A 22,550-nucleotide genomic window follows, 5' to 3' on the forward strand; every position below is an offset into this window, starting at 1 on the left:
TTTTGGCAATCACCTATGCGCAGGAGGCACAAGTGGATTTCAACGGCAGGTCAGGTGAGATGTGCGTGTTCACCACCGTGGCGCAGGAAGGCAGCCTATCGGCCGCCGCGCGGGCGCTGGGCTTGACACCCTCGGCAGTCAGTCGAATCATCACGCGAACCGAGCAACGTCTTGGCGCCCGCCTGCTGCTGCGTACCACCCGAGCGATCGCCTTCACTGCCGAGGGCGAAGCGTTCCTGCGCGGCGCCCGGCGTATCCTGGCCGACATGGACGAGGTCGAAGAAGCGATCGCCGACCAGGGCGTACCCAAGGGACGATTACGGGTCAGTGCCGCCCTTGGCCATGGGCGGCTGGCGATTGTTCCCCTGGTTGCAGCATTCAGCGCCCGTTACCCGAACATCGTCGTCGACCTTAGCTTGGGCGACGAAGTGGTCGACATCCTGGGTGGGCAGGCCGACGTAGCGATCCGTTTTGGCCATCTGCCCGACAGCCCGCTGACCGCGCGCAGGATCGGCGACACAGGTCAGGTGGTGGTCGCATCGCCCGAGTACCTGCAGCGCCACGGTATCCCCGAGGCGCCGGAAGACCTGTTGCGGCACAATTGCCTGCGCTTCAACTTCCGGCGTGCCGAACCCAACTGGCCGTTTATCCGCGATGGAAAAGAGTTTTCCCTGAAGGTCAGCGGCAACATCGAATGCAGCAGCGGTGAAGCGCTGGCACAACTCGCGCGAGTAGGTGCCGGCATTGCACGCATCGGTGAGTTCAGCGTGAGTGAGGATCTGCAGCGCGGCGCCCTGATTTCGCTGTTGGAAGCCTGGAACCCTGGGGACGAGGAACCGATTCATGCGGTATTCGTCGGCGGGGCGGCAATGCCGGCGCGGGTACGATTGTTCGTGGACTTCTTACTGGAACATCATCGGATGTAAGCGGACGCGTAATCTGATATTTCCGAGTACTCGTGATGTTAAAGTGACCCAAACATTTCTGGGGCACCATCAATAGCTGGTTTGCCCTCTTGGAACAATCTCGAGCTCTGGCATTGATGGGTCGTCCGCACGTTTTAAATGGCTGTCGTGGAAGACCGCTTTTGGCCGAAAGCTGACGTCCATGTCCCTGCTTAACCTTAAGCCTTCTCGACCTGAGACCGCTAATCGATCGCCGGGGGGCCTTCCCGGTATCAGGTGCCTGATTTGATCTTGGTCCAGGCCCGCGTGCGCGCGCGTTCGGCGTCACGCCCCAGAGGCTTGAGCGTATAGAGCGTGGTCATCGCGGCCTCGGTGGGGTACAGGTTGGGATTGTTGCGAATCGCCGGATCGACCTGTTCGGTAGCGTCTTTGTTGGGGTTGGGGTAGCCGACAAAATCGCTGATTGGCGCGATCACCTGCGGCTGTAGCAGGTAGTTGATGAATGTGTAGGCGTCTTGGGGATTCCTGGCACCTTTGGGGATGGCGAGCATGTCAAACCAGATGGGGGCGCCTTCCTTTGGCAGGCGCATGTCTACGGTCACGCCGTTCTTGGCCTCTTTGGCGCGGTTGGCGGCTTGGGAAAAGCTGCCGGAGTAACCGACCGCGACGCAGATGTCACCGTTGGCGATATCCGCCATGTATTTGGACGAATGGAAGTAGGTGATATAGGGGCGGATTTTCATCAACAGAGTTTCGGCCTTCACATAGTCCTTGGGGTTGCCGCTGTTGGGGTCGAGGCCCAAGTGCTTCAAGGCCAGGGGCAGGATTTCGGAGGGTGAGTCCAGCAGCGCTACACCACAGGACTTGAGCTTGCTGATGTTTTCTTCCTTGAAAATCAGTTCCCAGCTGTCCACTGGCGCATCTGCACCCAGGGCGGCCTTGACTTTGTCCGGGTTGAATCCGATCAGGATGGTGCCGTACATGTAAGGCACGGCGAATTTATTGCCCGGATCGTTGGCCTCGATCAGCTTCATCAGCTTGGGATCGAGGTGGTTCCAGTTCGGCAGCTGGCTGCGGTCCAGCGGCTGGAATATACCGGCTTCGATCTGCTTGGCCAGGAACACGTTGGATGGCACTACCACGTCATACCCTGAATTGCCGGTGAGCAGCTTGGCTTCCAAAGCTTCATTAGTGTCGAAGATGTCGTACACCAATTTAAGGCCAGAATTCTGCGCCTTGAAGTCCTCCAGCGCCTTGGGGGTGATGTAGTCGAACCAGTTGTAGACCCGCAGGGTTTTCTCTTCGGCATGAGCCATGCCACTGATAACCGCAGCGCAGAGGATAAGTGACTTGAACATGTTCATTGGGCAGCCCCTTCAAAGCCTTCGAGAACGTTGACGGCATTGATACCGATTTCTTCCACCGCGTAGCCGCCTTCCATCACGAACAGCGTAGGTTTACCCAAGCGGGAGATGCGTGCGCCCATCGCCAGATAATCCTTGCTGTCGAGTTTGAATTTCGAGATCGGGTCATCCTTGAATGTATCTACGCCCAGGGAGACGACGATGATGTCGGCGTCATAACGATCAATTTCTATGCAGGCTTGCTCGAGCGCCGCGCTCCAGGTTTCCCAGCCGGAACCGGCCGGCAGTGGGTAGTTGAAGTTAAAGCCAACACCTGCGCCTTCACCGGACTCGTCGGCATAGCCCAGGAAAAACGGAAACTCCCCTTCCGGGTGGCCGTGGATCGAGGTGAACAGCACATCGCTGCGCGCATAGAAAATTGACTGGGTGCCGTTGCCGTGGTGGTAGTCGACATCCAGAATCGCGACCTTTTTGTGGTCCTGATCAAGAAAGGCCTGTGCGGCAATAGCGGCGTTGTTTAGGTAGCAATAACCGCCCATCAAGTCGCCAGCTGCGTGGTGTCCCGGCGGACGGCACAGGGCGAAAGCACTGCGGGCACCTTGCTGAATCGCTTGTTGCGCGCTAAGCGCGACCTGTGCCGCCGAGTAGGCTGCCTGCCACGTGCCGGCGGTGATCGGCGCTCCGCCGTCGAAGCTGTAATAGCCGAGTTGACCATGCAGGCTTTCGGGTAATACGCGGCGCAGGGTACGGGCGGGCCAAGTGTAGGGCAGGAGGTCGCCGTCCTGACCGAATTCGGTCCAGCGGGCCCAGGCACCCTTGAAGAAATCGAGGTACTCACGGCTATGAACGCGTTGCAGCGGTTCCAGACCAAAGTCCTGCGGCGCCTGTACATCGCCAAGTTGACGGTCCCTGACCCGTTGCAATACATGATCGGCGCGTGAGGGCATTTCGAAGCAGGGCATCAACTGCCCGTCCATCAGCTCACAGCGGCCGTGGTGCAGGTGGTGAGCGTCCGAGTAAATTGTCAGCATTTGTTGTTCTCCGCGGGCTGTATCGGTCAATACAGTCTTGCGCCGGGCGAGGTTTATGAGAACGGCAAGTGCGGCCAAAAGGGGATAAATATGGCCAGATTTTCTGTCCGTAATTCGCTCCTCAATGAGGCGTCATGCGCGAAATTGGCTCGGCGCCACGCCACTCCAGCGCACGAAAGCGTGCCTAAAACTTGCGGTCTCGCTGAAGCCCAGAGCCTCGGCGATCCGGTAGATGGGCCACCGGTCTTCGGCCAGCAGTTGCTTGGCGCGTTCGAAACGAAGTTCGTCGAGCAGTTCCTGATAGCTGCAGCCCAGGTCGTGCAGATGTCGACGCAAGGTGCGCGCCGAGCAGTTCATCTGTCGGGCCAGCATGTCCAGCCTAGGTGCGGCATGCAGTTGCGCAGCCAGCGATAGCCGGATCCGCCCCAACCAGGCCTCGCGCCCGGTAAATTCCGTGTTCTGTTTTCGGCAGCGCTCGGTCATGGCCTGATGGGTTACCGCGTCAGCCAGCGGTAAAGGCTGGGCGAGCCAGCGTTTATCAAAAGCAAAGGCATTGACGGTGGCCTGGAACTGCAACGGACAGTCAAAACATTCGGCGTAGCGAGTCTGATAGTCCGGCGCATCGTGCTCAAAGCAAGCGCCAAGCAAGGGCAGTGAGTGGCCGAGGAGGTCGTCGCAAATGACTTTCAGCGACCCCAGGCACAGCTCGACATTGAAGGCGGTCAGTGCCGGATTCTCGCGGTAATCGCCCGCAGTGAACCAGATACGTTCGCCGTCTTCCTCCAGACTCAGCTCGAACAGTGTTCCCAGCAGCGCGGGATAACGCAGAGCCAAACGGAGCGCGTCACCGAAAGTGGCACTGGTAAGCAGGGCATAGCCGAGCATGCCGTAGGATGAGACATGCATACGCCGCCCCACGATCAGGCCGATGTCGCGCTGCAGAGCCACGGCATTGGCGCACACCTGCATCTCCTGATGCGTGGCGATGCGCGTGTCGGCACGGTTCAAGTCCGCTGCGCATATGCCACTGCCGGCCAGCAGCGCCTCGGCGGACCAGCCTTGCGCCTTGAACGTGCTCAGGACCAGTGAGACAGCGTTGAGGGTGGTGAGATGGGAGTGCAGCATGGGGACTTCCAGCGAGGCGAGGAATACGAGAAGAGCAAGTTATGTGCCGGAATCCCGACGAGTTAATTTTGCTTAGGCGACTGGCTGTTCGAGCCTGGGTCGGTTCGACCTCCATCGCCCGTTCCGGCCTTCGAGATCTCGGCGCTCTGACATACCGCATGGACGCTGACCCATCCATTGCAGCTCAGGCATGCTACCTTCACCCCGCCATTGATCACCGCATCCTCCAAGGAGAATATTCCGTGCTGATTGCCCACCTTTCCGATCTGCATATCAGGCCGCAAGGCATTCTTTATCAGGGGCTGGTTGATTCAAACACGATGTGCGAGCAGGCTATTGCACACCTGAACAGCCTCATGCCGCGGCCCGATGTCGTGATCATCACCGGCGACCTGGTGGATGAGGGGCTACCGCAAGAATATGCAATGGCACGTACCTTGCTGGCGGGGATCAAGCAGCCGTTGCTGATGATTCCTGGCAATCATGATGACCGAAACTTAATGAGTTCTACCTTTTCCCAGCCGTATCTCTCTTCAACGGGAAACCCGTGGCACTTCGTCGCCGATGACCTCGGACCGGTACGGATCATTGGTGTGGATGTGACCGTCCCGCAGGAACATCACGGCGACATGAGCGAGGCGGCTGGGGCCTGGCTCGATGCGGCACTTGCTCAGGAGCCGACGCGCCCGACTCTGATCATGCTGCACCAGCCGCCGTTCCTCAGTGGCATTCCTTATATCGACACGTATGCCTGCCGGAACTCGGAGCGGCTGCGCGAAGTGGTGCAGCGCTATCCGGCGATCGAACGTGTGGTGTGCGGCCACATTCACCGCTCGATGCAATTACGTTTTGGCGGCACGGTCCTGTGCACTGCGCCCAGCACAACGACTGCCATCGGGTTGGCTTTGGATGCAGAGGCTGAAGAGGCGTCGTATGTGGAGCCGCCGGCGTTACTCCTGCATCACTGGAAGGTGGATACCGGTCTGATTACCCACTGGGTGCCCATCGGCACATTTCGCGGGCCACTGCCGTTTGCATGAGCGGAGAAGTTTGGCGGAAGCGTATAAGGGTGAGTACTGGTGACGGGCAGCTACCGGCCAGGAGCGGCCAGGAGCGCATAAGCATAGGGCTGCAGCTTCACCCTAATCCGCGCGAAATTAGTAACAATAAATACGCTATGCGTAATTTTTGGTCTTCCGGCCATGGAAACATTACGGAGTGCTCATGGCAAAAAGCAGCCCGTTCGGCAAGTCAAGAATGACTGAAATTTACGCATACCATCCATAACTCCATTCCACACAACAGGTGCTACCCTCAGACGTCACTCATTTCTATCGTCTGCCACAATTCGCAGCCCTCCACTCAGTGCAAACCCCACCCCATGCAGCTAATAACCGCACCCTCCAACCTTGGACTAAGCCCCCCACACCCCGGCCACGAACCCGGCACATGGCGAGCGCCCTCTGCTCTGATGGCCGCCGGCCTACTGGAGGCGATCGGCGCGCATGCCTCTCAGGAACTACCCCGCCCCCGCTATTCCCCCGAAGCCCAGCCAGGCACACGGCTACGCAACGGCCACGCCATGCGCGCGTTCAACATCGCTTTGGCGAAGCGAGTGAGCGAAGCCTGCAGACAGGGTGAGTTTGCCTTGGTCATCGGCGGGGATTGTTCGATCCTTTTGGGGGCGTTGGCGGGCGCTCGCCAAGCCGGCCCCGTTTCCCTTATGCATATCGATGGGCACAGCGACTTTCGCCATCCGGGCAACTATGACTCGCAGCTGAGCCTCGGCGCGGTAGCGGGCATGGACCTTGCGTTGGCCACTGGGCGTGGTGAGTCATTGGCGACACAGTGGCCGGGCGTCGTGGGACCTCTGGTTGCTGACGTGGATGTCGTTCAGCTGGGCGAACGGGAAAATCGCGACGCAGATTTTGCGTGGCCTGACATCAACGATACGGCGATCAACCGGATCGATGTCTTTGAAGCGCTAAGGTTGGGACCAGCTGCCGTCATTCAACGCATTCGCGAAACGCTGGACCGAACACCTGAGCAAGGGTTCTGGATACACCTGGATGTGGACGTTCTGGACCAGTCAGTGATGCCCGCCGTGGACTGCCCTGGCTCCCCGGGCATTCCAGCTGCGGACCTGTCGCGCATCATGGCTCCCTTCGTGGCTGACCCGCGGTGCAGGGGGATGACCGTCACGGTATTTGACCCTGACCTAGACCCTGACGGTCGCTACGCTGCGGTCATCGTGGATCTGTTGAAACAGTTGCCGTTCCCCGTTCAGGTGAGCCCGTGATCCGAGCGAAGCAGGCCCTGTCCTTCAACCCCCACGAGCCCCCGGCATCACCCTCAACAGCTTCGCATCGACCCCATCGGTAAGCACATAGATCGACCCATCGGGAGCCACCTTGACGTCTCGCATGCGCTCGTCCAGTTCGCTCAGCAACAACTGCTGATCCACGATCTGCTGCCCATTGCGGACGACGCGGCGCACGGCGCGCTCCTTGAGTGCCGGGACCAGCAAATCCCCGCGCCAGTGGGGAAACAACGGGCCGTCATAAATCGCCAAGCCTGAAGGTGCAATCGACGGTGTCCACTCCAGAACCGCATTTTGATAGCCCGGCAGCTGAGTGAACGGCGTCACCTTGGCGAACGGGTAGTCGATGCCAGCGGTCACGACAGGCCATCCGTAGTTGCCGCCCGGCACGATCCGGTTGATCTCGTCACCGCCGCGCGCGCCATGCTCGGTGATGAGCAGGTCGCCCGTTGTCGGATCCACGGCGATGCCCTGGACATTGCGGTGGCCGAGACTGTAGATCTCGGGGGCCGCACCGGCTTTGCCGATGAAAGGATTGTCCGCCGCAGGCCTGCCCTCGCGATCAAGCCTGACCAGGGTACCCAGATCATTCGCCGGGTTCTGCGCTTCCTCACGTCGCTCGCTGCCGTCTCCCAGAGAAAGCACCAAGGTCTCGTCGCCGAGAAACGCAATGCGCCCACCGTTGTTGCCCGTGCGAGGTTTGAGCGTGGAGCTGAACAGGACTCGGACATCCTCTATCCTGTCGCTCTTCAGCGTGGCCCGTACCAGGCGCGTGCCGTTCGCAGCGGCTTCGCCGTAGCCCATCGTCAGGTACAGCCAACCATTGCGCTCGAACTGTGGATCCAGCACGACTTCCATCAATCCAGCAGTGCCGCCCTGCTGGAAGATGGGCGGGAGCCCGTCGAGCTTGATCTGCGAAGCTGCGCCATTCGTACCAATGACCAAGAGTCGCCCACCCATTTCAGTGACCAGCACACGGCCGTCCGGAAGAAACGCCACCGACCACGGGCGGTTCAGCCCCGTCGCGACGGTTTGCACTTCATAGCTGGCCCGATCCACTGTCGCCGGCTTGTCGGGGGCGCCTGGGGCCATGGCGAAAAAAAGCATGGCCGGTGCCGCCAGCAGAACTGCCACCACAGCCGCCTCGCGCCAGCGCCCTCCTCCGTCCGGCGAATCACTCCGTTTGGAGGAACTGGTCAGACGCGCATACAGCCACCCGCCGACGATCCCCGTCAGCGACATCAGGCCAAGGCCAACAGCCGTGCGGGTGCCCGGCAGTGCGGGCATGGGGATCACCGAGCGCATCAGCCAGAAGACGAAAGCCAGACCACACGTGCTGGCCGCGATGAACACGAACCGGCGCCAGGAAGGCGGAGCGAAACGCAGCACCCAGTGGCCTGCCATGACCGCGAGCAATAAGGCTGCCGCAGCGATGCCGAACATGACCGGACCAAACCGTGCGAGGTCTTCGAGCGTCGTCCAGAGCCGTACCGATGAAGTCACCGGCGCCCCGAGGCGGAGCAGCTCGCCCAGATTGAGCTGGGTCTGCACGATACTGGCGATGGCGCCGGTTGCCAGCGCGGCGACAAGTAGCGTCCTGAGGGTGCGAATCATGGCCGTCATTCGATTTTGTCTCTGGCTGGCTTCCACGTTTTGCAGAATCCCCACGCGTCCTGATCTGAGACACTTCCCCTGGAAAATTCGCTCATCGAGTGTGCTACCAGTTCTTACAGACGAACTGCCCGCGGTTCACCTGAGCCGCACGCCCCTCAAACAACATACCTTCGTCGGCCTCGTCACCTCTCAAGGTCTGGATGACCGTAGCAACCTGCAGCCTCAAGACCGCTTGCCCATCAGAACTGGTATTTAGCCGTGACCATGAGATTGCGTGGGTCGCCGTAGTAACCGCCGAGGAAGGTTTCATCCAGTGAACTCAGGTACTTCTTGTCGAACAGGTTGTTGACGTTGACCAGCGCAGACAGGTTGTCGGTGAACGCGTAGCGGGCCATCAGGTTGAAGACCGCGTAGTCGTCCTGCCTGGCTTTGACCGTCTTGCTCAACTGCCACGGCGTGGTGCTGAAGTGGATGCCGCTCTGCCAGTTGACGCCACCGCCCAGGGTCAGCCGATCCAGTTCATTGGGCATGCGATAGGTGGTCCAGAACTTGACCAGCTCGGCAGGCGCAACGGTATTGATCCGGTCGCCATCGGCGTTTTCCGTCACGGCGTGGGTGTAGCTAGCCGCGACTTTCCAGCCGGGCTGGATCTCACCGTTGATCTCCGCATCGAAACCGCGGGTCCTGGCGCCGTTGACTGCACGGTAGGCTCGTTCGCTGAGGGTGCCGCTGACGATCTGTCCTGGATCAAGCTCTGCCAGGTTGTCTTGCTTGGTCATGAACACGTCGAAGCTGGTGGTGATGCGACCGTCGAGAAACTCGCTTTTGACGCCAACCTCGAACGCATCGCCGGTACGCGGTTCCAGGGACTTGCCGTCCCGATCATGCACACTTTGCGGCTTGAAGATGCTGGCGTAGCTGGCGTAGATCGAGTGCTGGTCGGTCAGGTCGTAGACGATACCGGCGTAGGGGGTGAACTCGCCGTGCTCCTGGTATTGGGTATCGCTGCTGTTGGCGGCATCTGCCGGCGCCCGGTAATGGTAGTAGCTGTCGTATTTATAGTTGCTGGCCCGCCCGCCGAGGATGATCGACAGGTCATCGGCAGGGCGCAGGCGCACGGCGGCGTAGGTGCCCAACTGGCGGATGGTGGTGTCGTTATCGAACAGAATCTGGCCGTTGCCCTGAGGTTCCTCGGTACGGTTGTTCCACGTGTAGTAGTTGATGGAGCGACCTTCGACATCTTCGCCCGCGGCAGGATCGTTGTGGTCTTCGAACTTTGTGTAGGTCATGCCGATCACGAGTTCATGCTCACGCCCGAACAACCGGAACGGGCCCTTGGCGTTGACATCAATCCCGGTCTGTTTTTGCCAGCCGGTCGACGAGCCACCATAGAGCTGCATGCCGTCACCGGTAGCTTCGTCGATAAACCCCCAGCTGGCGGAAGCCAGTTTCGAATCGCGCTTGCTGTACATCTGATTGACCGAAGCCTTCAGCGCCCAGTCATTGGCCAACTGCTGTTCCAGCGAGTAGAAGACATTCAGCGTGTCCTGCTGGCGCCTGCTCCAGCGCGACGCCGGGTTGGTGGAGCGGGAAAAATCGGTCTGCCCGCCCTCGCTGTTGAACAGCGGGAAACTGGCGAAGGACACGCCGCGCGGATCCTGTTTCTGATAGTCATAGCCAGCGGTCAGCAGCAGGCTGTCGGTCAAGTCGGCTTCGACGATGCCGTAATGGACCTGTTTCTCTGTCTGGTAGTGATCGATGTGGCTATTGCCTTGCTGATAGGCGTTGACCATGCGCCCGCGGATGTTGCCCGTGGGCGTCAAGGGTCCGGAAACGTCCATCTCGGTACGGTACTGATCCCACGAGCCGAGGCCTGCGCTGACATAGCCCTGCAATTGATCGGTGGGGCGCTTGCGCACCAGATTGATGGTGCCCGAGGGATCGCCGGCCCCGGTCAGCAGCCCGGATGCACCGCGCAATACTTCGATACGATCGTAGATCGCCATGTCGGACAGGCTTTGCGGGGTGGCGCTGGTGGAAACCACCAACGTGGTAGGTACGCCGTCGTACTGATAGCTGTCGATACCATAGCCACGGGAGTAGATGTTCACCCGCTCCGAATCCAGCGGTTGCAGAGAAATGCCCGGGATTTGCTCCAGTACTTTGGCCAGGCTCGTGAGGTTCTGGTCATCGAGTCGCTGGCGAGTGATGACGCTGACGGTCTGCGGCGTTTCACGCAACGACAGGTTCAGACGTGTCGCGGTCGTGGTCGCCGTCGTGGTGTAGGACCCGGAACCGTCGCTGGTAAGGCCCAGGGTTCGCGCATCGATACTGGTGGCTCCGAGCTCCACGGCGCCCTGCTCTTCGACGACCTGGTTCAGCAGGTAATTGCCCTGCGAGGTTTTCACCACAGCAAGGCCCGTACCCCTCAGCAAACGGGCGAAGCCCTGTTCCACGCTGAACGAACCTTGCAGACCGGGACTGGACAGGCCGGCGGTCAGACGAGCATCCGCAGACAGGGGAATTGCCGCCTGACGCCCAAACTGGCTGAGTGCCTGATCCAGCGGCCCGGCTGCGACCGAGAAGCTTACCAACGCCGAGGCCAACGCAACCGGCTCCTGGGCGTACACCCCAGGGGCGGCCAGCGTTGTGCCCAACGAAAGACTGCTGGCCAGCAGCAACGGCAAAGACCAGACGCGGGTTTCTTCGATGGTGTGGCCAAGGGCCGGGCGACGGTGATGGATAGGATGCTTCATGCAGTGTTTCCGGAAGGACTGAAAAGGCCGCCTACATGGCGGGGATATCCCCAGGCCAATCGAGAATCGAAAAACTGCCTCCCGTTTGAAAAAAAAATCAGGCTGAACCCCGTGCCGTTACGGTGACCCAGTAGCGCGTGCGGCGCACGATGATCACCGGCAGGCTGTCCTCGAGTAACGAGAGAATCCGTTCGCTGTCGTCCAGTGGGTAGGAGCCGGTAAGCAGCAGATCGGCCACCTGCGGATCGCAGCGCAGGACACTGCTGCGATAGCGCGCCAATTGCGCCACGAAATCGCCCAGCCGCATGCGCTCGGCCACGATGAAGCCGTCGATCCAGGCAAGGCTGGCCGCGTTGATCGGCTGGGGGTGGGAAATGCTTCCGCGAGCGATGCGGGCCTGATAACCCGCCTCGACGATCTGCTCCGCCAGGTTCCCGGGCATGGAAGCCGCCACGCGACCGCTGCTCACTGACAACAGTGTGCCTGACCCTGCCTCGTCGCAGCGTACGGTGAAGCGCGTGCCCAACGGACGCAGCAGTGCATCACGCGTTTGCACGAGCAGTGGTCGCCGAGCCGAATCGCTACCGGTGAGAATATCCACCTCGCCGTAGCGCACGAGGATGCGCCGCTCATGAGCATCAAAGCGGATGTCCACTGCGCTGTCGGTGTTGAGCCACAACTGTGTACCGTCGGCCAGCCGGTGGCGGCGGCGCTCACCGGTTGCCGTGCTCAGATCGGCCAGAGCCGATTGCAGCCAATGGCCGTCCTTGGTCTGCCAGCCCACTGCCCCCAGCAACCCGGCACCGATCAATATTTTCAATGCCTGGCGTCGGTCGCCACTGACGTAACGGGTCTGTTGCAAGGCGCGGCGCGCGACGGGGCTTTCCAGCGCCTGGGCGCGGTTCTTGATGACATCGGTCATACCTGTCATGCGTTGCCAGGCGCGCTCATGCTCGCTGTCGCTTTGTCGCCAGCGCTGCAGTTGCTGTAGATCGGTTTCACTGATGTCGCCGGATTGACTCAAGGTGAACCAGGCAAGTGCTTGATCTCGCACCTCGGCACGGATCGGCGACTCTGAGGTGCGGCGTGCAGACACGGGCTTCACTCGAACAGACTGGCGTAGCAGCGGCTGAATGCCTTGAGCATGGACTTCTGCACCTGATTCACGCTGAGCCCCAACTGGGCAGCGATTTGTTTGTAGGTCATGCCATCCAGCTGCGAGAGCAGAAAGATCTCCCGGACACGTGGCAACAGACCCTGCAGCAGTGCGTCGATTTCGGTGAGGGTTTCGATCAGCAGGTAGCGTTGCTCGGCAGACAGCTCGACGTGCTGGGGCTGTGTGGCAAGCGCTTCGGCGTAAGCGCGCTCGACAGCCAGGCGTCGCCAGCGATTGACCAGCAAGCTGTTGGCAATCGTCGCCAGGTAGGCCAGTGGCTGCTTGAGTTCAGCGACCGGATTGCGGGAGCGGATGATCCGCACAAAGGTGTCCTGAGCCAGGTCATCGGCATCCGCAGCCTGGCCCAGACGGCGTTGGAGCCAGCCTTTGAGCCAGCTGTGATGTCGCACATAGAGGACTTCGACATCCTGTTCGAACGAGTTGTGCGTCCCCATCAGCCAGTACGCCTATCCGTAGATGATAACTATTCGCAATATTAGCGATAAGTCTCGGCTGGCTGCAACGTGTTACTCGGATCGCGCACGCGAAACTGCTTCGGCGACTGTCCCGTGCCGCGCTTGAAAAAACGCGAAAAATACGCCGGATCGGAAAACCCCAGGCGGTCGGACACCTGGCCGATGGTCATGCTGGTGTACACCAGGTCGCGCTTGGCTTCGAGCAACAGGCGCTGGTTGATCATCTGCAATGCGGATTGGCCTGAAAGGCGCCGACACAGGGCGTTGAGGTGAGCGCTGCTGATCCCCAGGGTGGCTGCATAGTGGTCGATGGGCAAATGCTCGCGAAAGCGCAGTTCCAATGCACGGGTGAAGTCCTGCAGATACTCCCGGCCTCGGTCCGGTTGCGCGGCGCGCGACAAGGACAGCGCCTGTTTGCGGCGACTGAGCCAGATCGACAGCACGGTGATCAGCGATTGCAGCATCGCGTCGCGGCCGGCCTGCTGTTGGCTGTATTCCTGGGCCAGGGTTGCAAACAGGGTGTCCAGATAGGGGCGATCAGTACCGATCGGATAACAGGCCGCAGTGGTCAGCACCGGACTGTTGAGCAAGCTGCCCAGTTGCTCGGCCAACGGTTGCGCCAGGCTGAGTACGTAGCCCTGAATGTCTTCGGAGAACTTGAAGGTGTGCACACTCAGCGCCGGGACGACTTGCAGAGCAGGCGAATCGACGTGATTGATCACCTCCTCCACTTTCAGGCTCGCCTGCCCGGCCTGCACGTACAGCAGCTGTACCAGATCACTGTGTCGATGGGGCTTTATTTCCCAGCCGTGAAGCTGGCTGCGCGCGGGGATCGACTCGCAGTGAATCAGGTCGGGCGTCGGCCAGGCGCCGGTTTCGCCATACAGTTTGAACACGGGAACAGCTATCGCTGAGGATTTCGACATCGCGGGCTTTGCCTTGGAACGATCCACCGAAAGTCCATGGAATATGCCGAATATTGCCTTCTTATCTCAAGTTCAGTCATCAAAAATACCGGAGACAACAATAAAAAGTGCTCTGTGAGGCCTCGTGCCCCAGTGGCACACCTGAGGACAGCTCCCTATGAAAACCCAAGTCGCTATCATCGGCTCCGGCCCGTCCGGCCTTTTGCTCGGGCAACTGCTGCATCGTGCCGGCATCGACAACGTCATCGTCGAACGCAAGAATCCCGACTACATCCTCTCCCGAATTCGGGCCGGGGTGCTGGAGCAAGGCATGGTCGAGCTGCTGCGTGAAGCAGGGGTCGGCGCGCACATGGACGCCCGCGGCCTGGTCCACGACGGCTTCGAGCTGGCGTTCGACGGACGCTGTGAACGCATCGATCTCAAGGCGCTGACAGGGGGCAGAACGGTGATGGTCTACGGCCAGACCGAGGTCACCCGTGACCTGATGGAAGCCCGCGCCGCTGTGGGCGCGCTGACGCTCTACGATGCCGACGACGTTCAGCCCCATGACATGAAAACCGACAGCCCTTATGTGACCTTTCAGCGCAACGGCGAGACGGTTCGCCTGGACTGCGATTACATCGCCGGTTGCGATGGTTTTCATGGCGTGTCGCGACAAGCGATTCCAGCCGAGGCGCTGAAGATTTTCGAGCGGGTTTATCCCTTCGGGTGGCTGGGGATTCTCGCCGACACCCCGCCGGTCAATCACGAGCTGATCTACGCCAACCACGAGCGTGGCTTCGCCTTGTGCAGCATGCGCTCAGCCACCCGCACGCGCTATTACGTGCAGGTGGGCGCCGAGGAAAAGGTCGAGGACTGGTCGGACGCGCGCTTCTGGGACGAGCTCAAGCTTCGCCTGCCACCGCCTATCGCCGAGCGGCTGGTCACCGGCCCCTCCATCGAAAAAAGCATCGCGCCGCTGCGCAGCTTCGTGGTCGAACCGATGCAGTACGGTCGCCTGTTTCTGCTCGGCGACGCTGCCCACATCGTTCCGCCCACCGGCGCCAAGGGTCTGAACCTGGCGGCCAGTGACGTCAGCACCTTGTATCGCATTCTGCTCAAGGTGTATGGCGAGGGGCGCACCGATCTGCTGGAGAAATACTCGCAGATCTGCCTGCGCCGGGTCTGGAAGGCTGAACGCTTCTCCTGGTGGATGACCTCGCTGCTGCATCGCTTTCCCGATACCGATGCTTTCGGCCAGCGCATCCAGCAAACCGAACTGGACTACTTCGTGGGCTCGGCCGCCGGACGTCAGAGCATCGCCGAAAACTACGTCGGCCTGCCCTATGAGGACATCGAGTGAACGCGCTGAGCCACCCACTGAACTGACACGCGGGGGCTGCTATTTCTTCGGAAGTCGGTCCAGATCTGCGGGACCGAGTTCCACCCTTGCCCCCTCCCCTTCAGGTTCGGCTTCTCGACTGACACGCTCATCATCCGTGAGGCCTTTGCCAACCTCCTTCTGCACGATCGGGTCGTTTGGGGTATTTGGCGCGTCAGCGTTCTCGGCGTTCTTGTCGGTTTCTGTGTTCATGTCAACCTGCCTGATGAGTCAATCGAAACGAAGGGAAAAAGCGCTATCTGTCGATGATCGGGAAGGTAACGGTGAATTGGCTACCCCGCCCTGGACCGTCGCTGTGCGCGGTTATACGCGCACCGTGCGCATCCACCAGTTCCCGAACTACGGTAAGCCCGATACCCAAGCCCGAGCCGTCGAAGCCGATGGCTTCCACGTCCTGAACATAGGGATCGAATATACGAGGCAGCAGGCTCGACGGGATGCCTATGCCATTGTCCGATACAACGACGTCGAAGGTTTCGTCAGCCCGTGTACCGCTCAAGGTGATCGTTCCGTTTCGCGGCGTATATTTCGCGGCATTGGTGATGATGTTGGTGAAAATTTGCATGATGCGGACGCGGTCGCCATTCACCAGAACTTCCTTGGTTGGAAGTGAAACATCGAATGCCAACGTTTTGGACAGTATCAGCGATGCGCAGCTATCGGCTGCTTGTTCAAGAATGGGAACGATATCGACCGGTGTGCAATTCAGGCTCAGCTTTCCCCTGCTCACGCGGGAGATATCCAGCAAGTCCTCGATCATCCGTGACAGGTGCTTGACCTGATTTTCGATCAGAACGCCCATCTGCGGAACATCACAACTGGGCGTCATGCGCATGCGCTGGGCCAGCAGACTGATCGGTGTCAGCGGGTTGCGCATTTCATGCACCACCGACGTCAATGCATTTCTCTGTTGCGACAATGCTTGTTCAGCATCGGCCTGAAGCTTTTGAGCCCTGAGCGCCGCCAGGACCAAATGTTCGTTGGCTTCCTGCATTTCTTGCTGCAGGCTTTTGAGTGTGGCGGGTTCCTGCACCGATGGAAGATCAGGCACTGCCAGGGCGGCGCGGACCAGCCGTTGGTTGGCCTCCACCAATAGCTGTATGTGCACGCCATTGCCAGCAACCGTTTCTGCTTCAAGAAGTTCGCGCTGCAGCGCAGCCAGATGGGCAAGCACCTGGCGCTTCTTCCTTGGATCGGTGAAAGCTAGCTTATGAGCCTCGTCCTTGTTTTCACGCGCGTCTGCTCCCTTCGACTCATTCAATAGGTGCTCTCATGAGATATCTTCTCCAGCAGGTGACGTCGAACAATGGCGTCGAGTCGGCCGGCCACCCAGCAGTCCCTCCTGGCCTTGGACCCTACCCCCGATTTGCAAGCCGTTGTCATCGATGCGATACATCCGCAGCTCGTCCGAATGCGCACTGGCCCTGACCTTGACCACGGCCATGATGCGCTGCAGACGGCTGTCGACTTCGATATACCGCTGCACGATGATTGCATCGGTCAGAAACGCCGTTCCGTAAGGACTGAATCTGAGATCGTTGTAGCGATCTTCAAGCTCGGAGGTCATCAACACGGTGACCCCGGTCGAGGTGAGCGCACTGACCATGCGCGACAACGACTCGCGAAAGTCCTCCCGGAAAGCCGGGGCAACGGCGAGTTCGAACCCTGACAACGAGTCGATGACCACCCGGGTCGCGCCCAACCGCTGAATCTCACTGAACAGTTGCTGCACGATTTCATCGATGGACAGATCCGGCACGCGTCGATCGACCACGCCGACCTGATCGTTCTGGATCAGGCGAGTCAGTTCCGCGCTGCGCAGGTGGCTTGGCCGTTGTTCGAAAACCGCCATGACACCTTTCTCGCCACAACGCGCGCCTTCCTCGAGGAACGCCGCCGCCAGCAGACTCTTGCCTGAACCCGAGGGGCCGGCAACCAACAGGGAGTAGCCCTGAGGAAGACCACCGCCCAGCATCTCGTCCAGATGGGCCACGCCCATGCCCAATCGTTGCGCGACGTCACCCTGGAAGAGCGCATCGTTTTGCTGGTTGCCTACCGAGGCCGGTGGAAACACAGTGACGCCGCCCTGGCCGATACGGAACGTGTGCAAACCCGGCAGCGTCGGTTGCCCGCGCATCTTCATGATTTCCATCTTGCGCACCATCGAGTTGCGCTGGACGCTTTGGCGAAGCCAGATCAATCCGTCGGCCACGGTGAAGATGGGGTTGCTGTCCAGCTCGTTGAAGTACTCGCCCAGCAGAAATGTCGTGGCATGCCAGGTGGTCATCAACATGCCCAGCTGTTGCACGAACTGAGGCAGGTTGTTGTTCGGATTGCATTCCGTTTCGCTGGCCAACACCACCGACCGAAACGAATCCACGAACACCAACGCAGGGGAATGGGTTTCCACCTCGCTGACAATGCGTCGAAGGACCTCGTCCAGGTCACCGGCGAGGGTATCGTCTGCCAGGTTGACGTAGCGGATCGACGTATTGACCGCTTCCTCGTCGAAGAAATCGAACTGCTGCTGATAGCGCAGCATCTTGAGCGGCGGCTCGCCCAGCACGGTGAAGAAAATGGCCGGACGCTCAGGCGTCGCCAAGGCAAACATCATGTGATGCGCCAGCGTGGTTTTCCCGCATCCAGGTGGACCTGCGATCAGGTTGAACGAAAACTCGGGTAGCCCCCCGCCGAGGATTTCATCGAAGCCTGGCACGCCGGTCTTGAGGCGGTTGATGGTGACTTTGGTACTCATTGTGGTGTGTCCTGCGGATCTGGGCCGCTCAGAAAATTTCCCCACACGTCCAGTAGCAATCGTGCAGCCAGTGATCGTCCGATCAGGGTGGCGAGGAGCTCGTAGAATGTCTTCAGCAATTGCTCGCTAAACATGACTGCATCGGTCTTTTCTTGCTCGCTCAAAAGTGAACGTAGTTGCGTCAGGTTCATCGCAGCTGCGAGTCCCTTGTATCTTTCTGCATAATCCGGATGGGTCGACATGCACAAGAACAGGCTGCGACGGTATAAAGCAGCAACGCCTTTCGGCCCAATGATTGGCGTGAGGGTGGCATCGATATCCTCGAACATGGAAATGATCGCATCGGCGATTTGAAAATTGTCAACGAGGCTGCCAACCCGATGCGCCAAGGCTGCTGAGATCTTCTGGCTCGCTCCGGTTTCAGGTGACATGAGTGTAGATTCTGATAAGTGTGTGTTGAGGGTACACCTTTCAGGCCACCAGGGTTGAATAAAGGGGTTTCATCTGATGAAAAGCCTTGATGAGTCGATTGCTGTTCGCATCGCTCTTGGGATATAACGGCTTTAATACAAATTCTTATGCAAACTCTTGTACAGATAAATCTTGAGTGAGCAATTTAGTACACCGTTTTGTATAACTAGCCGATTATATAGAAGAGAGAAACAGCAGCGGTATTGCATGACCCTATAGCGAGGGACGTCGGTCGACAGTGCACGATTCAGGGTTTGCCAGGAAACACAAGATCTCGCACATGGCGTTCATTTCCAACAGCCGCCCTCATGAACCCGGCCGATCGGTACGAAAACTGCATCGGTCCGGTTCGCCGCCAATCCTATGACATCAATATGAAATTACGTCACTTCACCCCCGCCAGACTTTCGCCGTCGTCGCTGACCAAAGCCTTGATCGGTTTCATTGCGCTGGTGTGCCTGTCCCTGATCCTGGCGACGGCCTGGCAAATGAACCTGTCCAGGCAGGAACGTGTGGCGACCGCCAAGGTGGCCGTGTCGAACGTCGTTCGTGCCGCTGAACAGCAAGCACAGGATACGGTGCGCCAGGCCGACAATACTCTGCGCGATCTTGTGGAACGCGTGGAGCACGACGGCCTGGCCATTGGTGAGCGAGATCGCCTGGCAAGGCTGATGGCTCAGGACGTGGCGGAAATGGAATCCATACAGGGGCTTTTCATCTACGACGCTCAAGGCAACTGGATAGTCAATTCCTTCTCCCAAGGACTGCAAAGCAACGACAACAGTGATCGACCCTATTTCATCTATCACCGCGACCATAAGGACCGCTCGGTTCAAATCGGCTCCATCGTGAAAAGTCGCCTCACCGGCGACATGGTCATCCCGATCAGCCGACGCATCGATGGTCCGGACGGCAGTTTTGCCGGCGTGGTATTGGCCACGGTGCCTGTGGCTTATTTCCAGAACTTCTTCGAGAGAATGGACGTAGACGATCAGGGCGTGATTTTCCTGGCGCTCAACAACGGCGATCTGCTGGCTCGACGCCCGACCCTGACCGCGCTGATGACCACCAATCTGGCCAAGGGCGAGATTTTCTCGCGCTACCTTCCCCAGAGCGACAGCGGTATTGCCGTAACCAAATCGCTGGTGGATGGCGTGGAAAGAATCTATGCCTACCGTCGCGTGGCCGGCCTGCCCATGGTCGCGGCTGCCGGCGTGTCTTCTCACCACGTCTTCGCGCCCTGGTGGGCGTATGCCTATCGCTCGGTGGGGATACTGGCCCTGATCTGCCTGGCGCTGATCGTGTTGAGCCTGTTGTTGTACAAGCAGATCCGGCAGCTGATCACCGCAGAAAGCGAGTTGCAGAGTGCCCAGAACGAACTGGAGATCATCGCGCAGACCGACAGCCTTACGCACCTGGCCAATCGGCGCCGCTTCGACGTCGCCGTGCAACAGGAATGGGGACGGGCCAGCCGCAATCGGTCGACGCTCGGGATCATCCTGTTGGACATCGATTGGTTCAAGCAATACAACGACCACTATGGGCATGTCCGGGGTGACGATTGCCTTGTAGAGGTGGCCAGCCTTATCGGCGCCGCCGTGCAGCGAGCGGGCGATCTTGCAGCGCGTTATGGTGGCGAAGAGTTCGTGATCCTATTGCCCGAAACGGATTTCGCCGGTGCGCTCAGCGTGGCCGAAAAGGTCAGGCAGTCCATCTTCGATGCCCGCATAGCGCATTCAGCCAGCCCCCTGGGCAACGTCACGGTGAGTCTGGGCGTGGTGGCAATCACTGCGCCGAAACAAGACGCCTACACCGCGGCCCTGAAAGAGGCGGATCGGCTGCTTTATCGCGCCAAAAAACGAGGTCGAAACTGCGTCGAGGCCAACGAGCTGCTCGGTATGCAAGCAAGCAGCCCCTACACGACCAGCCCGGTGATCTGAATACTCGAGGATGCGGCCTGCCCCCACGGAGGCAGGCCCTACCTTTACACCTTGAAGCGTCGAACGACCGCGATGAGATTGGCGTTGGACGCGGCGAGAGCCGACGTGCTGCTCTCGCTCTGCGCGCCACCGGCGACCAATTCATCGACGATCTGCCGCACCGCCACCATGTTGCGGTTGATCTCTTCGCTGACGGCACTTTGCTCTTCAGCCGCCGTGGCTATCTGAGTGCTCAGGTCATTGATGCGCACCACCGACTCGGTCATCCCGTCCAAGCCTTCGTTGACCCTGGACGTCTTGTCGACCGTGGCCTGGCAACGCTCCTTGGTGTTCTCCATCGCCACCACTGCGGCACTTACACCGTGCTGCAGACGAGTGAGCATTTCGTTGATCTCCGAGGTACTGGTCTGGGTACGCCCTGCAAGCGCCCTGACTTCATCCGCAACCACGGCAAAACCGCGACCTTGTTCACCTGCCCGTGCCGCTTCGATTGCCGCGTTGAGCGCGAGCAGATTGGTCTGCCCTGCAATATCGCCGATGACGCCGAGCACGGAGTTGATCCGCTGGGCATCGTGCTCCATCGCCCTGACCTTGCTGGTCGCCTCTTCCACCTCCGAAATCAGTTCGCGAACACTGCTGGACGCATCCTCCACTACTACTTTGGAATGGCGGGCCTTTTCGCTCGCGACCTGCGTCATGCTCGCCGTTTGCGCCGCATTACGGGCGACGTCATCGGCGGTCGAGCTCATTTCGGTGATGGCGGTCACAGCCTGATCGGTTTCGCTGGCGTGGCGAGTCAGGATGCTGTTGGTGCCACGGGACTGCCCGCGCAGTTGTTCGATCCCCTCGGCGATCAACGAAGAGGAGTCCGACACTTCTGTGATCATCTTCTGCAAATAGACGATGAAGCGGTTGATGGAGTGGCCCACCGCGCCCACTTCATCCTCGGCGCGGATCACGATGCGCTTGGTCAGGTCGGCATCACCCGCCGACAACGTATCGATATTGGTCTTGAGCACCGCCAAACGGTTCATCAGTTGCCTGAGGGCAAAGACGATCACCAGCAGCATGATGACCACCATCGGGATCTGCAGTATCGCCAGGGTCTTGAGCACATGGCTGCTCTGCGCCGTCAGTATCTGGGTAGGTTGCGCGACAGCCATCTTCCATGGCGTGCCTTCGACAGGCAGGAGGAACAGGGTGTACTCCTTGCCACTGCTGCCCATGAACGTCGAGCGGGTGGCACCCGGGGTTTTCAGCAAGCCTTGCAAGGCCGCTGCGAAAGGATACTGGCCGGCCAGGTCGCCAAGGTTCTTGAGTACGATGTTGCCGGGGATCTCGGGCTGGTTGCTCAGGACCTTGCCGTCGCTTTCGACGATCATCAGCTCGGCGTTGATCTCGCGTTCTTTCTGGGCGATCAGGTCATTGAAGAAACCCAGGGTCACGTCGACGGTCGCCACGCCATAGGCGGCGCCCTCCTTGGTGATGGCCATCGCGCAGTTGGTGCGCGGCTCGGGGCTGGCGTCATCCTGATAGGCGGCCGCCCAATTGCACTGCCCTGCAGGCGCCTTGAGACCACCCAGATACCAGGACTGCTCGAAGTAATTCTGCGATTCGGGCGAGTTCCAGTGCGTATTGACGATGAGCTTGCCGCTGGCATCTCGATGATAGAACGTACTGTGCTTGGCCCGGCCCTCGGTACGCTTGTTCGGCAGAGGCCAGATGCCACCGCCGAATACTTTCGATTCTCCGTACTGGTTGACCATGCTGGGTAGCAGGCGGTCGATACTGTCGCTGTCCAGTTGCGGAACCGTTTCGGTGATCACGCGCTGCTGCGCCTGCACCCGGGCCAGTTCACCCTTGATGACGGCACTGATTTCCCCCGCTTCAGTGACCAGTTTGCGTTCATCGGTGCTCGTCAGGCTGGGCGTGATCAAGTAGTTGATGCCGACCGCCGTGAGCACGGCGATCAGCAGCACGAAGCCGACGAAGGTAGCGGTATAGCGAGCTTGAATGGTCTGCAGCATAGGGGATGCATCCGCGATGTTTGGAATTGTTGGTCTTGTAAGACTTTATCGGCGCGGAGTGCTGCTGCATGAGGGCCAGTTTTCAGAAATACCCCGATGTCAGGGTTGTGCTGAAGAATGATTGATTACGAGCCGACGGAACTCTATGGCCCCCATCGCCGAGGTCGTCACCGATGCCTCCGGCTCACCGAGTCACTTGTACGATGTCTTATCAGAGGGTATTACTGCACCTCCATAAAAATAAGATCATGGAGATCGCCCGGATGGACTCATCGCTGCCTGCCTGCCCCGAAACCTTCCATA

The 22,550-nt window shown here is 59.7% G+C and carries 18 protein-coding genes; 5 read left to right on the top strand and 13 right to left on the bottom strand.

Annotated features, from left to right (window positions below; all coding sequences use genetic code 11):
• Positions 1–32: 32 nt before the first annotated feature.
• Entirely contained in the window at positions 33–926 is an 894-nt protein-coding gene (locus tag BLV18_RS14445; protein WP_056843690.1) for a LysR family transcriptional regulator, read from the top strand.
• Between the two features lie 251 nt (positions 927–1,177).
• Here the strand turns inward: BLV18_RS14445 and BLV18_RS14450 are convergent, their stop codons facing one another.
• The 3 genes from BLV18_RS14450 to BLV18_RS14460 all read right to left on the bottom strand — a co-directional run bounded on the left by BLV18_RS14450 (position 1,178) and on the right by BLV18_RS14460 (position 4,425).
• On the bottom strand, positions 1,178–2,269 hold the full coding sequence (locus BLV18_RS14450; RefSeq protein ID WP_090359480.1) for a polyamine ABC transporter substrate-binding protein: 1,092 nt from the start codon (positions 2,267–2,269) through the stop codon (positions 1,178–1,180).
• Positions 2,266–3,300: a histone deacetylase family protein gene (locus BLV18_RS14455; protein WP_090359482.1), complete on the bottom strand. Its 1,035-nt coding sequence runs from the start codon at positions 3,298–3,300 to the stop codon at positions 2,266–2,268. The genes BLV18_RS14450 and BLV18_RS14455 overlap by 4 nt, the downstream gene beginning before the upstream one ends.
• A gap of 132 nt (positions 3,301–3,432) precedes the next feature.
• A complete protein-coding gene (locus tag BLV18_RS14460; RefSeq protein ID WP_056843695.1) occupies positions 3,433–4,425 on the bottom strand; it encodes an AraC family transcriptional regulator in 993 nt (330 codons plus the stop codon).
• A gap of 242 nt (positions 4,426–4,667) precedes the next feature.
• Here BLV18_RS14460 and BLV18_RS14465 point away from each other — a divergent pair, with 242 nt between their 5' ends.
• Both BLV18_RS14465 and BLV18_RS14470 read left to right on the top strand, forming a co-directional pair.
• Complete coding sequence (locus BLV18_RS14465; RefSeq protein WP_090362295.1) at positions 4,668–5,465, top strand: phosphodiesterase; 798 nt, start codon at positions 4,668–4,670, stop codon at positions 5,463–5,465.
• Positions 5,466–5,806: 341 nt separating this feature from the next.
• Complete coding sequence (locus BLV18_RS14470) at positions 5,807–6,724, top strand: arginase family protein (protein ID WP_090359484.1); 918 nt, start codon at positions 5,807–5,809, stop codon at positions 6,722–6,724.
• A gap of 24 nt (positions 6,725–6,748) precedes the next feature.
• Here BLV18_RS14470 and BLV18_RS14475 read toward each other — a convergent pair whose 3' ends face one another.
• The 5 genes from BLV18_RS14475 to BLV18_RS14495 form a co-directional block, all read right to left on the bottom strand.
• On the bottom strand, positions 6,749–8,359 hold the full coding sequence (locus BLV18_RS14475; protein WP_244156867.1) for a PQQ-dependent sugar dehydrogenase: 1,611 nt from the start codon (positions 8,357–8,359) through the stop codon (positions 6,749–6,751).
• Positions 8,360–8,598: 239 nt separating this feature from the next.
• Positions 8,599–11,115, bottom strand: coding sequence for a TonB-dependent siderophore receptor (locus tag BLV18_RS14480; protein ID WP_090359488.1), 2,517 nt, complete (start codon positions 11,113–11,115; stop codon positions 8,599–8,601).
• Positions 11,116–11,212: 97 nt separating this feature from the next.
• Positions 11,213–12,211, bottom strand: a complete 999-nt coding sequence (locus tag BLV18_RS14485) for a FecR domain-containing protein (protein ID WP_244156869.1) — start codon at positions 12,209–12,211, stop codon at positions 11,213–11,215.
• A gap of 5 nt (positions 12,212–12,216) precedes the next feature.
• On the bottom strand, positions 12,217–12,726 hold the full coding sequence (locus BLV18_RS14490) for a sigma-70 family RNA polymerase sigma factor (protein WP_090359490.1): 510 nt from the start codon (positions 12,724–12,726) through the stop codon (positions 12,217–12,219).
• A 41-nt stretch (positions 12,727–12,767) separates the two neighbouring features.
• On the bottom strand, positions 12,768–13,673 hold the full coding sequence (locus BLV18_RS14495) for a helix-turn-helix domain-containing protein (RefSeq protein WP_090359492.1): 906 nt from the start codon (positions 13,671–13,673) through the stop codon (positions 12,768–12,770).
• Between the two features lie 157 nt (positions 13,674–13,830).
• Here BLV18_RS14495 and pobA point away from each other — a divergent pair, with 157 nt between their 5' ends.
• Entirely contained in the window at positions 13,831–15,015 is a 1,185-nt protein-coding gene (gene pobA / locus BLV18_RS14500; RefSeq protein ID WP_090359494.1) for a 4-hydroxybenzoate 3-monooxygenase, read from the top strand.
• 39 nt (positions 15,016–15,054) lie between these two features.
• Here the strand turns inward: pobA and BLV18_RS14505 are convergent, their stop codons facing one another.
• The 4 genes from BLV18_RS14505 to BLV18_RS14520 are packed head-to-tail and all read right to left on the bottom strand — an operon-like array spanning position 15,055 to position 18,240.
• On the bottom strand, positions 15,055–15,246 hold the full coding sequence (locus BLV18_RS14505; RefSeq protein ID WP_090359496.1) for a hypothetical protein: 192 nt from the start codon (positions 15,244–15,246) through the stop codon (positions 15,055–15,057).
• 43 nt (positions 15,247–15,289) lie between these two features.
• Complete coding sequence (locus BLV18_RS14510) at positions 15,290–16,315, bottom strand: sensor histidine kinase (protein WP_139211026.1); 1,026 nt, start codon at positions 16,313–16,315, stop codon at positions 15,290–15,292.
• Positions 16,316–16,324: 9 nt separating this feature from the next.
• Positions 16,325–17,809 (bottom strand): DUF7125 family protein, encoded by a 1,485-nt coding sequence (locus tag BLV18_RS14515; protein ID WP_090359500.1) that lies wholly within the window; start codon positions 17,807–17,809, stop codon positions 16,325–16,327.
• On the bottom strand, positions 17,806–18,240 hold the full coding sequence (locus tag BLV18_RS14520) for a hypothetical protein (RefSeq protein WP_244156870.1): 435 nt from the start codon (positions 18,238–18,240) through the stop codon (positions 17,806–17,808). Before BLV18_RS14520 ends, BLV18_RS14515 begins: the two co-directional genes overlap by 4 nt.
• A 414-nt stretch (positions 18,241–18,654) precedes the next feature.
• Between BLV18_RS14520 and BLV18_RS14525 the strand changes: the two genes are divergently transcribed.
• Complete coding sequence (locus BLV18_RS14525) at positions 18,655–20,220, top strand: sensor domain-containing diguanylate cyclase (protein ID WP_090362305.1); 1,566 nt, start codon at positions 18,655–18,657, stop codon at positions 20,218–20,220.
• A gap of 44 nt (positions 20,221–20,264) precedes the next feature.
• On the opposite strand, the gene BLV18_RS14530 is transcribed toward BLV18_RS14525, so the two are convergent.
• On the bottom strand, positions 20,265–22,247 hold the full coding sequence (locus BLV18_RS14530) for a methyl-accepting chemotaxis protein (RefSeq protein ID WP_090359502.1): 1,983 nt from the start codon (positions 22,245–22,247) through the stop codon (positions 20,265–20,267).
• Positions 22,248–22,550 lie beyond the last annotated feature (303 nt).

The sequence above is a fragment of the Pseudomonas coleopterorum genome, from assembly GCF_900105555.1.
Taxonomy (GTDB): Bacteria; Pseudomonadota; Gammaproteobacteria; order Pseudomonadales; family Pseudomonadaceae; genus Aquipseudomonas; species Aquipseudomonas coleopterorum.